Source organism: Exiguobacterium sp. s133 (assembly GCF_018618595.1).
Classification (GTDB): Bacteria; Bacillota; Bacilli; order Exiguobacteriales; family Exiguobacteriaceae; genus Exiguobacterium_A; species Exiguobacterium_A oxidotolerans.
Genome location: NZ_JACSMK010000009.1, coordinates 105,667 through 120,005 on the forward strand (window position 1 = coordinate 105,667; position 14,339 = coordinate 120,005).

The 14,339-nt window shown below is 38.5% G+C and carries 14 protein-coding genes; 4 read left to right on the forward strand and 10 right to left on the reverse strand.

Going from position 1 to position 14,339, the window contains the following annotated elements; translation table 11 throughout:
* Nucleotides 1-150 precede the first annotated feature (150 nt).
* Nucleotides 151-696: a copper resistance CopC family protein gene (locus KNP96_RS12385; protein WP_214770861.1), complete on the forward strand. Its 546-nt coding sequence runs from the start codon at nucleotides 151-153 to the stop codon at nucleotides 694-696.
* 179 nt (nucleotides 697-875) lie between these two features.
* Nucleotides 876-1,790: a copper resistance D family protein gene (locus tag KNP96_RS12390; protein WP_214770863.1), complete on the forward strand. Its 915-nt coding sequence runs from the start codon at nucleotides 876-878 to the stop codon at nucleotides 1,788-1,790.
* A 313-nt stretch (nucleotides 1,791-2,103) separates the two neighbouring features.
* Here KNP96_RS12390 and KNP96_RS12395 read toward each other — a convergent pair whose 3' ends face one another.
* From KNP96_RS12395 to KNP96_RS12410, 4 genes are all read right to left on the reverse strand, one after another.
* Complete coding sequence (locus tag KNP96_RS12395) at nucleotides 2,104-2,526, reverse strand: disulfide oxidoreductase (protein ID WP_214770865.1); 423 nt, start codon at nucleotides 2,524-2,526, stop codon at nucleotides 2,104-2,106.
* Nucleotides 2,519-3,136 carry a DsbA family protein gene (locus tag KNP96_RS12400; protein ID WP_251135788.1) on the reverse strand — a complete coding sequence of 206 codons (618 nt, stop codon included), beginning with the start codon at nucleotides 3,134-3,136 and terminating at the stop codon, nucleotides 2,519-2,521. The genes KNP96_RS12395 and KNP96_RS12400 overlap by 8 nt, the downstream gene beginning before the upstream one ends.
* 157 nt (nucleotides 3,137-3,293) lie before the next feature.
* On the reverse strand, nucleotides 3,294-4,208 hold the full coding sequence (locus KNP96_RS12405) for a cation diffusion facilitator family transporter (RefSeq protein ID WP_214770869.1): 915 nt from the start codon (nucleotides 4,206-4,208) through the stop codon (nucleotides 3,294-3,296).
* A gap of 557 nt (nucleotides 4,209-4,765) precedes the next feature.
* The gene (locus KNP96_RS12410; RefSeq protein WP_214770871.1) at nucleotides 4,766-6,772 is read right to left on the reverse strand and encodes a heavy metal translocating P-type ATPase; all 2,007 of its coding nucleotides are present in this window, start codon (nucleotides 6,770-6,772) and stop codon (nucleotides 4,766-4,768) included.
* Nucleotides 6,773-7,185: 413 nt separating this feature from the next.
* Between KNP96_RS12410 and KNP96_RS12415 the strand changes: the two genes are divergently transcribed.
* On the forward strand, nucleotides 7,186-7,689 hold the full coding sequence (locus KNP96_RS12415) for a PCYCGC motif-containing (lipo)protein (protein WP_064506587.1): 504 nt from the start codon (nucleotides 7,186-7,188) through the stop codon (nucleotides 7,687-7,689).
* A gap of 37 nt (nucleotides 7,690-7,726) precedes the next feature.
* On the opposite strand, the gene KNP96_RS12420 is transcribed toward KNP96_RS12415, so the two are convergent.
* The 3 genes from KNP96_RS12420 to KNP96_RS12430 all read right to left on the reverse strand — a co-directional run bounded on the left by KNP96_RS12420 (nucleotide 7,727) and on the right by KNP96_RS12430 (nucleotide 10,662).
* Nucleotides 7,727-8,407 (reverse strand): response regulator transcription factor, encoded by a 681-nt coding sequence (locus tag KNP96_RS12420; RefSeq protein WP_047392207.1) that lies wholly within the window; start codon nucleotides 8,405-8,407, stop codon nucleotides 7,727-7,729.
* Between the two features lie 319 nt (nucleotides 8,408-8,726).
* Nucleotides 8,727-9,077 (reverse strand): four-helix bundle copper-binding protein, encoded by a 351-nt coding sequence (locus KNP96_RS12425; RefSeq protein ID WP_353048358.1) that lies wholly within the window; start codon nucleotides 9,075-9,077, stop codon nucleotides 8,727-8,729.
* A gap of 70 nt (nucleotides 9,078-9,147) precedes the next feature.
* Complete coding sequence (locus KNP96_RS12430; RefSeq protein WP_064506586.1) at nucleotides 9,148-10,662, reverse strand: multicopper oxidase family protein; 1,515 nt, start codon at nucleotides 10,660-10,662, stop codon at nucleotides 9,148-9,150.
* A 189-nt stretch (nucleotides 10,663-10,851) separates the two neighbouring features.
* Between KNP96_RS12430 and KNP96_RS12435 the strand changes: the two genes are divergently transcribed.
* Nucleotides 10,852-11,424, forward strand: coding sequence for a YdhK family protein (locus tag KNP96_RS12435; RefSeq protein WP_047394599.1), 573 nt, complete (start codon nucleotides 10,852-10,854; stop codon nucleotides 11,422-11,424).
* Between the two features lie 60 nt (nucleotides 11,425-11,484).
* On the opposite strand, the gene KNP96_RS12440 is transcribed toward KNP96_RS12435, so the two are convergent.
* From KNP96_RS12440 to KNP96_RS12450, 3 genes are read right to left on the reverse strand one after another with little or no spacing between them, the layout of a single operon-like run.
* Nucleotides 11,485-12,156: a response regulator transcription factor gene (locus KNP96_RS12440; RefSeq protein WP_214686845.1), complete on the reverse strand. Its 672-nt coding sequence runs from the start codon at nucleotides 12,154-12,156 to the stop codon at nucleotides 11,485-11,487.
* Entirely contained in the window at nucleotides 12,153-13,469 is a 1,317-nt protein-coding gene (locus KNP96_RS12445; RefSeq protein WP_047394592.1) for a sensor histidine kinase, read from the reverse strand. The genes KNP96_RS12440 and KNP96_RS12445 overlap by 4 nt, the downstream gene beginning before the upstream one ends.
* Before the next feature lie 52 nt (nucleotides 13,470-13,521).
* Nucleotides 13,522-14,328, reverse strand: a complete 807-nt coding sequence (locus KNP96_RS12450; protein ID WP_214770874.1) for a hypothetical protein — start codon at nucleotides 14,326-14,328, stop codon at nucleotides 13,522-13,524.
* Nucleotides 14,329-14,339: the final 11 nt, after the last annotated feature.

Sequence of the window (14,339 nt, forward strand, 5' to 3'; positions counted from 1 at the left end):
AATGTTCACTCCTTTTTCATATTCGATTTCATTAATATGTTATCATCATATTAGCATTTACTAATGTAAGCGTCAAAAAAATATTGAGGATGTCTGTTTCTATACTTTATGATTTTGACCGTACACAACAAACTTAAAGGAGTTGATAAGATGCCTCGAATAAATTATCTAGTGTTACTGCTATCAGGAATCCTCTTGTGGTGTCCTGTACAAGTCTCGGCTCACACCGGGCTCGAGTCTTCCACACCCCAGGCAGATGAGACTGTTCTGCCTACAAAAACCATCACGTTGGACTTCGAGACGAACATCGAAGCCGGTGGCAGTATTCAAGTATTTGATTCCACGTCTTCGGATGCACTGAAGGGGACTTTTACACAAGAAAGGCGACGTATGACGTTCCAGCTCGATCGAGAACTGACATCAGGTCGATATCGCGTCGAATGGAAGATCGTCGGTACAGACGGACATCCTATCGAAGGAACCTACCTGTTCAATATTGAAACCCAAACGACAGCGAGCGAAACGAGCGATCAGAAGAAACCCATTCAACAGAAAGACGCCGACACGGAAACCGTGAAGACGACAACGTCCCCCGCTGAAGAAACTGATTTCTTTCCATTTCTAGTCGCCGGTGGATTACTTATCATGTTACTGTTCTTCCTGTATCAGATTGTTTTGAAGGGGCGAACAAAATGACTTTTCTCTATATTCTGGGAGATACATTGCTGTACGCCTGTTTTGCACTGTTAATTGGTCATTTCTCGTTACAGCTCATTCCCCAGACTTATCGACCTGATATACCGTTCCCGATAAGATGGATACGACTTCTCATCGTATTAATTCCTGTCTTCTTTTCATTGTCGGTCATACGTATCGTGCTTTACTTGCAAGAAGACATCGGACTATGGTTGACAGTACGGTCCGTTCTGCTCACATTCGAAGCTGGTAATGCCTTGATCTTGATGACAATCTGGTGCGTCTTACTTTTTCTGGTCATTAGGACTACGCCGCTCCATTCCGGACGCTTAAAGGTTGCTCTTTTTTTGTTACTTGCGATGATCGTTACACTCGCATGGTCCGGCCATGCCTCTAGCATTACAGGTGCAGAAGGGTTCCTCATACATACCGCCCATGCTTTATCTGTCTTCATTTGGACAGGCGGGTTACTCGTATTAGGCTTTTCTAGTACAACGAATCCCCGTTGGAACGACGTGTTGGAATGGTTCAGACCACTCGTGACGCTATGCTTTTTGATCATTCTCGGCTCAGGTATCTATTTGATGTCCGTCGTCGTGAAGGTAGACGACTATCCGAATTCATGGATTTTGCCGTATGGTCAAGCTCTACTCTGGAAACATGTCTTGATTCTCCCTGTGCTGATCATCGGTTTCATGAATGGGAAGTGGAGTTATGCCTCTTCCAAACAAACGCTTAAAGTCAAGCAGATGAGAATGCGTATGGAAGGCGCACTGATCCTCTTCATCTTCGCAGCAACTGCATTGCTTGGTCAGCAAGAGCCACCTCACTCCGTAGAGGATACGCTCAAATCAAGTGGGGCCGGACAACTGTCTGCTTTCGTCTTCCCTGATCTACGCTTCGCATATTCAAACATCGCGTTTGAACCAGGAGTGACATCCGCCTTGTTCCTGGTGATTGGTCTTCTCTTCGGGGGATTGCTCGTATTCCTTCTGAGAAAAACGAATGAATCGATCAAGACACTTTTTTTAGGATTAGGAATGTCTATTTCCTTATTTTTAGCTTTCTTGTATAGTATTTCTTTGACGTTTTGATTAAAAAATTCAACTTAGTATCCTCTTGATCAAGAATTTTAACGTCGTATGAAAAAAAAGAAAAAATCTCAATCAAATTCCAGATGCTCTTTTCAAAGAATTACCAACATAAAAAAGACAACGTCTCATTTCGAAAGTGAAATGAGACGTTGTCTTTTTTGCTATGATTGATTTTCCTTGTCCCGTCGATTCAATCAGAGAATGAGCTATAAATTAAAAAAGAAACTTTTATGTTTTGCCTCCTTATGTTCTAGTCGTACTCCTGACATGAAGAAAATCGCTAGATCAGATGAAGGGACTCTCTCTTGTTAACTTAATTTTTAAACGCTTGTCGAACTCCAATCATAATCAGCGTAATTAGCAAAAATGCCGTCAGGGCAAGGAAGGGAATCGTTATGAAACCTAACCAATTGATGTATTGTATGTTGCAAGGGACACCTTGAAGACATGGCTTGATCTCAGCAAACCCCGGAACCTTTTGAACCATGTAATGGTATACAGAAATTCCTCCACCGATAAGAGTAAGTGGCAAAGCATATCGCACTACACCTGAATCATTATGAAATACAGCGATGCCGAGGATGATACTGAGCGGATACATGAAAATCCGTTGTGACCAACAGAGCTCACACGGTACGAACCCACGAATTTCACTGAAGTAAAGGCTACCGAGTGTCGCAGCGAGTGCAATGATCCACGCTATATAGATACCATGACGTCGTATCTGTTCATTCATCGGCCGTTACCTGTTCTTCAATCACACGGGAAATCGTCTTGTAATCAAATGGATCTTCGAGTTTGACACCATTGATCATGATTGTCGGTGTGAGCTCGACACCGTGTTTTTTAACGAGTGCATCGTCCTTCGACACTTCATCAAGGATGTCCGTATTATTTCTTAAATCAGATGTAAGTTTTTCCTCGTCGATTTTTGGTACTGATTTTTCAGCAATTTTTAACAAAGATTCTTCAGTCACCCATGGATCATCATGCTGTTCAACTCTCGGTTGTGCCTCATAAATTGCCTTATGGAATGTCCAAAACGCCTTCTTGTCTTGGCGATAAACAGATTCTGATGCCTTAGCAGCCAAAATGGATTCTTCCCCATGGAATAAAACGTTGATATAGCTGAACTGCACCTTACCAGTGTCGATAAACTCCTTCTTCAACTTCGGATAAACTGTTTCGCCCCATTGTTTACAAGACGGACACTTATAGTCTCCGAATTCGACGACTGAAACAGGAGCAGATTTTTCGCCTTGTGTCGGTTGACCGTCTATATCTACCGCCTCATTTAGGACCGTACTCTTTTTTTCTTGAACGGCATTGTTCTTAATCAAAAACATGGAAATAACTACTAAAAAAACGATAAGCAACGTTATAACAACTAAACCTTTCTTTTGTTTCATAACATGATTCGACCTTCCCACTGTCTGATGCCCATCAGAAAAGGAAAAGGTCAACACCTCCTTTTATTTGGCTAAAGTATTTTATAACGTTCATTTATCCATGAGCGTGACTCTCATGTAACGCATGCGAACATTCATCAATCCCTGTACGTTCAATCTGAATCGTCAGATTTTGTAAACCGAACTGATCATGAATCAACGCACGGGCATGTCTAAGTACATCTGTTCGCGCTTCATCCGATTTGACTACTACATGGCAACTTAGTACATGATAGTCAGATGTAATAGACCATAGATGAAAGTCGTGCACTTCTTCTACCTCCTCGATGGCGAGTAACGCCCTTTTGATTTCACTGGCATTCCAATTCAACGGGACACCTTCCATCAAAATATGCCATGAATCCTTTGTTACACGCAGACCACTGATAAAGACAAGAATCGCGACTACTATGCTCGCAATCGGATCGGCTATCGTCCAACCGAAGAATATGATCAGCACTGCCGCAATAATGGCACCAATTGAGCCCAGCAGATCTCCGATCACATGTAAAAAGGCACTTCTGACGTTCAAATTTTTGTCTTTGTCCGCACGCATGAGGATGAAGGCGACAACAATATTAACTAGCAAGCCGATAGTTGAAATGATCAGCATGCCTGAGCTGAGAACTGCCGGGGGTTCAAGGAGACGTCGATATGCTTCATAGAAAATATAGAGTGCGATAGCAATCAACGTGATTCCATTCAAGAAGGCCGCTAAAATTTCAAAACGCTTGTATCCGAACGTCTTGTGATCCGTAGCCTTCCGTTGTCCGAACATTAATGCTGTTAGACTGAGTCCGAGTGCAGCTGCATCACTTAGCATGTGTCCGGCATCTGAAAGTAAAGCCAGACTATTGGTCCAGACACCTCCAATAACTTCGATAATCATGAAAGAAAAAATCAGTATAAAGGACAATCTCAGTGCCTTTATATTTACGTTATTATGACTGTGGTCATGATCGTGTGCCAACAGAATCGCCTCCTCTTAACTTTTAATTTCTAACATAACTATAGCACAACAACCACTATATTCAAACGTTCATTTGAATATAGTGGTTCGAATTTTGGTGCTGCATAAAATACATTTGGGAGTGACAACCAGCATTACAGCATGACCAAAAAACTGGCATGTACGATTTTCGACTCTACATCCTTTCAGATGGTAAAGAAGCACTCGTTTTTACTTTTTTGAAATTTCGAAAATACAAATCGAAACAAACGAAAACTTAGAAAGAACAGGAGGAGATTTTATAGCTTCTAGTTTACTTACATGATTGAAAAGCTACTTTATTTAAAACAATAGATCGCTATAAAAAAGTATTCGATCTCAATTTAATATTTTGTATGTAAAACGACTGTTTTATATAATGATTGCAATAAAAATTTGTTCTCTATATAAATCATCATTATATATTCTAATAAAATTAAAATCGCGTGTAAAAAGTCTTCGAATACTCATAGACTTTTTACACGCGATTAAATCCAGTGCTTGGCCACTAATAAGTTCTGAAATCACTTCAAATGATTTCATATTTTTAACATTCTAGCATTTACAGCAACAATGACGGTGCTAAGACTCATTAGTACTGCCCCAATGGCTGGGGATAAGATCACACCATAGGGAGCTAGAACGCCGGCTGCTAGTGGTATTGTTATAATATTATAGCCAGCTGCCCACCATAGGTTTTGAATCATTTTGTTATAAGTGCTTCGGGAAAGTTCAAGGATAGCGAGAACATCCTTCGGATTACTTCTGACCAGTACGATATCAGCGGTTTCAACTGCCACGTCGGTTCCACTACCAATCGCAATCCCTACGTCAGCTTGTGCCAGTGCGGGTGCATCATTAATGCCATCACCGACCATGGCTACTTTCCTACCTTCCGATTGAATGTTCTTTACTTGTCTTGATTTATCATCAGGTAAAACTTCTGCATGAACTTCGTCAATACCTAACTGTTTGGCAACCCAATGTGCGACCTTTTTATTGTCACCGGTGAGCATGATTGAATTTATGCCTTTATTTTTAAGAGCAGTCACAGTCTCTTTTGCTTCTTCTCTTACTAAATCAGCAAGTGCAATCATTCCTAGTAATTGCTTGTTTTTCAATACAAATATGACAGTCTTTCCTTCTTCAGATAATTTTTCAAAAGCGAGCTCATCAACCGTTATTTTTTCTTGACGAATATATCGAGGACTCACTACACGAATTAATGTACCCTCTACTTTCCCTTCCAATCCGACTCCTGTAATAGAGATAAAATCTTCAATCGATGGAAGTGATAGTTGTAGCTCTTCTGCTCTTTTCACTACACCTTTAGCAAGAGGATGTTGGGATGAACGTTCGACTCCAGCTGCTAGACGAAGTAGTTCTTTTGAGGAAATTTTATCAGCCGGCATCAAATCCGTCACACCAAAATTACCTTGCGTCAAAGTACCTGTCTTATCAAAAATAATGGCGTCTAATTTCCGCGCCTCTTCAAACTGTGTCCGATTTCGAATCAATAACCCTTTCTTAGCAGACAGGGCCGTCGAGACAGAGACGACCAATGGCGCTGCAAGTCCTAGTGCATGGGGACACGAAATAACCATGACAGTCACCATACGCTCGACAGCAATACTGAGCGGATATCCTAATGCAAGCCAAATGATGAATGTCAACACACCAGCAAAAACAGCGACATAGAAGAGGATTTTTGCTGCACGATTCGCTAAATTTTGTGTTTTAGATTTAGATGCCTGCGCTTCGCTGACTAATTCGATCACTTTCGATAGATACGTGCCTTCACCTGTATTTTTCGTTTCAACGGTCAAGCTTCCTTCTTGATTAATGGAGCCAGCAATTACGTTGTCATCCATTTTCTTTTCGATGGGAAGAGATTCACCTGTCAGCATCGATTCATCAACTGTTGTTGCTCCTTTTATTATCTTACCGTCAACTGGAACTTGCTCCCCAGGTTTGATCAGAATCACGTCACCAGTCTGTAATTCCGACACCGCAATATCTTCTATTTTTTCATCATCAATTCGATGCGCAATACTGGGTAACAATTTGACTAATTCTTGTAGCGCGTTAGACGCGCCCATGATTGACTTCATTTCAATCCAATGTCCTAAAAGCATAATATCTATGAGCGTTGCTAACTCCCAGAAAAAGTCATGTCCCTCTCCTAGACCTAAGATGATGCCCACACTATAAAAGTATGCAACACTAATCGCTAAAGCGATCAACATCATCATCCCCGGATTTTTTTGTTTCATTTCGTCCAAGCTACCTTTTAAGAACGGCCATCCACCGTAGAAGTAGACAATTGTGGATAGAAAAAGCAAAACAACGTCGTCATATGGAAAGCTAATGTTGATACCCGACCATTCTTGAATCATTTTGGAAAGTAGCAGGATTGGAACAGTCAATATTAACGATACGAGAAATCTTTTCTTGAAGTCTCCAATCATTCCTTCATGTTCATGATGTGAAGCACCCATTTGTTGGTCTTCATGCTGAGTATGTTCGTGATTGATATGGTGATCCATAAGAAAACCCCCTTTTACGTACTATATACCTGTATGGTGTATATATAGAGTGACATATCGTTTTTTCTTTAAATTATATTTATATATAAAATGTATTTTGACACACTAAAAATTAAAAACTATCATACAAGTAGGGTATATCTTTTAAAATGAGACCCTTTGTTTAAAGAAGACTATTTAGAGTGAAAAACACAAGTACTGGAACTTTAAAAGGAATTGAAGGACAAGTTCGAGGTATACATCAGACGATTGATGACGATTCATGAATTAACTGAATCAATGAAAACTATGATCAAATGAATGAATAGGTATTATCGTGAACAGAAAAAAGAGCTACTAGAAAATACGAAAAATGTTAATTCACACGCTTTGTTTTTTGCGACTACAAAATTATCTCGAGGGAGAATCGAATCGTGAAACTTAACATACTCTTAAAAAGTGTAAGCCTTATTAGCCTGTCCTTGATCGCGGTCGGCTGTGCTCAAGACACGACGAAGTCTTCTACTCCCAATCATTCAAAGGAAGCCGATCATGCGAAACATATGAGCGGTGACAAGATTGAAGAAACATCATCATCGGTGATACTTCCTACATTTTTAAAAAATCAACCTGAAGATGTACGAAATGTTTATCAAGCTGTAGCGAAAAATCGTAAACTACTAGAGAAAATGCCTTGTTATTGTGGCTGTGGTGAAACAGTCAATCACAAAAATAATTATGATTGCTTCATAGAAGAAAATACGACGGATGGGTCGGTGAAATGGACAAGCCACGGAACAACATGCAGCACATGTCTTGAGATTGCTGTAAAGTCTATTTTGAAACAACGGGATGGAGAATCGATTAAAGATATTCGTTCTGAAATCGATTCTTCGTATAAAGATGGCTACTCGAAACCGACACCCACTCCTTTATGATTTTTATAATGACACTTTTACTTGTATAGCAAAGGTGTCATTTTGTTTCATCCTCGCTCCAACGATATCCTCTCCCCCAAATTGTTTTCAGGTGGCTATCAATTGGATAATCTAACTCTCTTAACTTCTCTCTGATCATTTTAATATGAGAGTCCACTGTCCTTGGATCCGATTCTGATGTATAAGACCAAACGAATTCATAAAGCTCCAATCTGTTGAATAGCCTTCCAGGATGTTGAAGAAATAATCTCAGTAACGCATGTGCTTTGGGTGTGAAATCAATCGACTTACCATCTAACACAATTAAATCGTTGCTCTCATCAAACGTAAGTCCGTGGTATATAACGGGTTCTTTTGCTTTCCTTCTCATGACAGACCGAACTCTTGCTAAAAGTACGTCCCCGTTAAACGGCTTTGTGACATAATCTGTAGCTCCAGCATCTAGTCCTTTGACGATGGATTCAGCATCATTTAGAGCCGTTATCATGATGATTGGGACTTCCGGGTGAGAATCCGTTATTTTCTTACATACTTCGAATCCATCGTACATTGGCATCATGACGTCCAATAAAATCAAATCAAAAGTTTCTTTTTTCACTTTCTCCAAAGCTTCGATCCCATCATTCGCCATACTACATTCATATCCTATTGGTTCTAGATAAAGTCTTAATAATTGCCTCATTCTTATTTCATCATCAACAATTAATATTTTATCCATCCTAGCCACCACCTCTTACATTAGAATTTTTTAATAATAAATGATTGTCAATCTATTTCCTCATTAATTTCACGAACTTTCTATATAATCAACTCAAACTATAGGATGGAGTTGATTTTCATGAAAGCATTTATGAAGAGTTTAATCGTTACTCTCTATGTATCCTTCTTTTTTCTCACCATACTACTGGTCTATAAAGGTTATGAAATTTTTCATAACTAAGTACCGTAGTTTTTATAGATAAAGGAGCATCAGATTTTTAGCTCACACTTTTTTGGCATGGCGGCTCTAGATGCTCCTTCATTTTTAACTCTGCACTTTAAACAATTAATTTACGACAGACTGTTGCACATTCATTACAAGCCTCAGCACACTTCTTACAATGATCATGATCATGTTTCGAACATTCGTCGGCACATCTTTCACAAATTTCAACACAGCTTCTAGCAAGAACACCGATATTGCTGCTGTTTCGAGAAATAGCTTGTACTAAAAGACTACAAATTTCAGAACAATCTCTATCTAGACGTATGCACTCTACCATCGAAGAAACATGATGTTCACTCAAACACGCATCAAAGCATTCATTACAAGTCACTATACAGTTCTGTAGGGCGTTTAAGACTTCTTTTTGTCCAGTATTCATTTTAAAAAACCTCCGTTTTTTCATCTTTATTTGACTTACACAAAGCCTATTTCCTTAATTTGTGAAGAAAAGATGAAAACAGCTACTCGTTTTTTTAATCTACTCTCAACTGCCCCATCATTCCGTTCTCTTCATGTTCAAGGATATGGCAATGGTACATAAATACCCCTTTTTCTTTGAAAGTCATCTGAATCTTAACTCGTTCGCCTGGTTTTATGGCGATAGTATCTTTTAGACCTGTTTCTTGATTATCCAGTTTCTGATTGTTTCGTTCTAATACCTTGAATTGGACTCCATGAATGTGGAAGGGGTGAGTCATTCCGCCCATCATGTCTTTTTTATTATAGATTTCCCAGACTTCCGTTTCGCCTTTTTTTGCTTTAATATCGAATCTCGTCTCATCAAACTTCTTTCCATTGATTTCAACATTTTTGCCCATTCCGAAGAGAGTTAACTTCTGATTCACTTTAGACGAGGTCTTGAGCAGATTTTCATTTACACTTTTCGGTGCCAATGCACTTAGACTCGTCCCTTGTTTTTCCTTCAGCTTGAAGTTAACGACTTTCACTCCATTTGTCTCAAATGCAACAGTCTCACCAATTTTTCTTTTTGAAAAGTCTACCAATACCTCTATACGTTCGCCTGGACTTAAATCAATTTTCTTTACGTTTTTCGCTTTTGAGATGTAACCACCATCATCAGCAATTTTTTTAAAGGATGAGCCGTCAGATAACTTCACTGCATAGTTCCGTGCATTGGATCCATTTATCAACCTGACCCTAAGTTGCGAATATTTCACGTTAAAATACGGATTAATCGTTCCGTTTACGAGGAGGGTATCGCCTAAAGCCCCATCTGTTTTTTCTACATCAGCATATTCAAGGACATTCCTATTTTTAACTTTTCGATCTTGAAGAATTAATGGAATATCATTTTCACCATATTTTTGAGGTAGCATCGTCTCTTTAGTTTTTTCATCTTTTACGTATAACAATCCTGCCAACCCCTTGTATACTTGTTCAGCAGTCTTACCCATTGGATGTGGATGAAACCACAATGTCGATTCATTTTGCTTCACTTTAAACTTTACTACCTTCGTCTCACCAGCTTTCACGACCTGATGTGGTCCACCATCTACGGATGATGGTACAACAAGACCGTGCCAATGGAATGTAGTGGCTTCTGATAAGCGATTCACCGTACGGATTGTTACTGTTTTCCCTTTTTTTAACTCCACTACAGGACCTAAATAATTTCCGTTATATCCTAGAGTTTTAGTTTTTTTAGCATCTCGAAAGAACTTTGTTTCCCCTTGTTTAGCGACAATCGTGTATTGAATGGAATTCTTGGTTTCACGATCGGCTTTTAGTATCTTAGGGATGTTTAATCGTCGCTCTTTTTCTTCAGTTGATTTTAAATCGACACTCGCACCATGTCCCATACCTTCCATCATATTCTGATTTGTAGTAGTGTTTCCTCCATTCATCATAGATCCCATGTGCTGTTTGTTATTTGACATAGTACCTCGGGTAAGAAGTAAATACGAACCGCCCACTATAATCATGAGAGTAAAGATACCGATAGTTGCGATTAACCATGTTTTCTTCATATGGATCATTCCTTCCAATCAATTATTATCTTTAACTTAAAGAATGATTGTGAAAGAACTATGTCTTTCTACCAATGAATTTTATAGTTTTTTCCAATGTGCTACTTTTCTACTCTCTGCAAAGTTTCTGCAAATTTGTGTGATAAAGTCTATGGAAAGCATAAAAAAAACAATTGGAGGTAATTTTTTATGAAATTAAAGAAAAAGATTTTTATGACAACCATGGCTGCTTCACTTTCTTTAGGACTCGCTGCGTGCGGAAGCAATGGTGATGATTCTAAATCAACAGGAAGCATGGATAAAAATATGGATGGTATGGATCATTCGACGATGGACATGTCTGGATCGAAAGAGGTCCCGAAAGGGCTCCAAGAGGCTAAAAATCCTAAATTTAAAGTTGGCGACATGGCGATGATCAAAGAAGCACATATGGAAGGCATGAAAGGGGCAGAAGCAAAAGTTGTAGGAGCTTATGATACTACTGCTTATAGCATTTCTTATGACCCTACAAATGGTGGGAAACGTGTCATGGATCATAAGTGGATTATTCAAGAAGAGATTGTAGATCCTAAATCATCTCCTTATGAAGTAGGCGATGAAGTAAAAGTAGACGCGGATCATATGAAAGGAATGAAGGATGCTACGGCCACTATCGATTCAGCTAAGCAAACAACAGTGTATATGATTGATTTTGAATCGACTACAGGTGAAGAAGTGAAAAATCATAAATGGGTGACTGAAGACGAACTATCTGCAGAATAAACGATAAACAAGAGAGGAACGGTTTTTTAACCGTTCCTCTCTTGTCTTCTTTCTCCTTATTTAAGGAACCCACTTGTAACCAATTCCCCATACTGTGCGAAAGTGTTCTTCAATAGGAAACTCGAGTTTCCTAAGCTTTTCTCTTAAGTTTCTTACATGAGAATCGACCGTTCGTTCATCTGTCCACTCATTTGCTAACCATAAACTTGAGAGCAGTTCCTCTCTTGAATAGACACGTTCTGGATTTTTTAATAATTTAGCAAGTAATGAAAATTCTTTTGGCGTGACTTTGACTAAATGATTATCGTAATACAGCTCATGGGCGTCTTCATTTAAGATTAGACCCGACGATTCGATTTTTGATCCTGAAGAAACTGTAGTTCGTCTGAAAATCGATTGAATTCTTGCCTTCAATTCCGCCTCGTCGAACGGTTTCACAATGTAATCATCTGCTCCCAGTTGCAATCCTTTTACGATTTCTTCTTTTCCGTCGAGTGCTGTCAATAAAATGATTGGCACATTCGAAACTTCCCTTATCCTTTGACAGGTCTCAAAACCATCCATTAAAGGCATCATCACATCTAATATGATTAAGTCAGGCTCATCTACATCAATCAAGTTCAATATCTCTTTTCCGCTGTTCAGCTTAATACAGGTATAACTGTCTTGCAAATACAGTTCGATCAGTTCTAACATTCGATTCTCATCATCTACCAAAGCAATGGTTCTCATCCTGGAATCCCCCTCAAGTCAATGACAACCTTCAGCCCGTTTTCTACATTAACAGCTACGATGGTCCCTTTGTGCGCTTCAACTATTTCTTTCGTGATAGCCAAACCGAGCCCAGTACCTCCTGTTTCACGATTTCGTGAAGAATCCACTCGATAAAAACGATCAAAAAGATACGGGAGTGATTGCTCATCCACACCACCACCTTCATCCATAACTTCAATAAAGTTTTCATCAAGTTTTAAAAATACGCGTTTGTTCACATGTGTATATTTCAGCGCGTTATCGAGTAAATTTAAGAGAACCTGATCGAATCTAGCTTGGTCTATCTCTTTATAAATGGGTGTTTTATTAATTTGAAGGATTAATTTCACTTGTTTCTCCTCAAATTTAAAAATTATTCTTTCACTGATCTGTTTTAAGAAATCATTCATCTCTGTGATCTGAGGATCTATTTGAAAATGTGGCTCTTCCAATCTAGCAAGTTCAAACAAGTCCTCAATCAGTTCTTGAAGTCTTTCGGACTCCTCATAGATAATATCTCCAAATCTTGATTCGTCTTTTTTGAGAAGTCCTGCATATCCCTTAATATAGGTAATCGGCGTACGTAATTCATGTGTGATCGAAGTCAGAAATTGCTTTCTTGTATTTTGAATATGACGTAAATCAACAGATAACTTAGTGATTGCTCGTGCTAAATCTCCCACTTCGTCGCTTCTCTCAGCTTCTCTGATTTTCAGTACCTCGCCTTGACTTAACTTTACCGTCGCCTCTTTCATTGATAGAAGTGGTTTTATAATGATATAACTCAAAAAATAAACACTTACTAATAGAAAAAGTACTAACAAGAATAGAGAGAACACTACTTGTTGTTTCAATTCCCCCATCAAATGCTGTATATACTTCGTCGGCTCTAACATGATTATTTGACCGCCATCTTCAATAGGACTAACCGTCACTAAAAAATTGCCCTCTCTCCAATTTCCTTGTACGATCCCATCCTTTTTTTGAATCCAATCCGAATTCAAAAATCGTTCGGCGTCGTTAGATGAATCGACGACTTGATTATTTTTGTCTAAGATAATCACATCTGTCATCGCCTTTTCCTCCATTAAAACAACGTGTTCAACCGTTTGCTTGTCGAAGTTAGTGGAAAGAACATCTCGATGACTATTTCCTCTCTCTTGAAGGCTCTCTAGTTCACTTTCTACTTGTTGATGTTCAAGAATGTTGTATATGATAGCAGATGAGAGAATGAAAATCATGAGAATCCCGAAAAAATAAAATAGCGTTATTTTAAATGAAAGTTTATTCATAAAGTACCTTTCTCATTTAAGATGATTACATATGGAAACAAACTGTTGAAATTTAGAAAAAGAAATATTCTTCATTTAGGCGATACACAAAAGGACTTTTATCATTTGATTCTTTTAAAAGGACAATTCCTTGAATATTTCTCCACAAATAATTAGCGAAATCATAATCACTTAAAATAGCCTCACGAGTAGAATGCGTCATGAAGCATTCTATTTTTGTAATCGTATACACATCCTCTGAATCACGTTGATAATCGAAAGAAAAAGAACCCTTTATATTAAGCCTTTGAGCAATTATTGCTACGCACTGCTTTAAAATCGAATTAGAAAACACCTCATATGAAAGCACCGTATCTTGGTACCGTTCATACTCTTCTCTCATAAAACAGCAAATCACTTCATCAGATCGATAATCGATATATGCATCAATTTTCCCCAGCTTTACACCTTCAGGCGCATTCTTTATTTGGTCAAAAGAGTAAGTAAAGGTATTACCTTGAACCGAAAATGAATCATGAAGTATTGTTTTATCCAAATCAAAGGATGTTATAAACATTACGTTATTTTCTCTCATTTTTAACTTGTGTTTCGATAGCGTAGTTGCTTCTTGTTCGCTTAAAGGAATAATCCAGCCTATTTTTTGAGAAGTACAATATTCAATGAGATTACTAATATACCCTTCTTCTGATTCTTTTTTTGAAAATGAATCAAAATATTTAAAATCAGGAAGTAGCTTTCGAACCCATCCTTCTTTTGAAGAAATATGAATATCTATACCTGAGGGTTTAAGTTGTTTTATGTTCTCCATCACTTTCCAGTTTTCCTCTATTCCCATTATCAGGACATTTTCACGAAACATTTATGATTCAT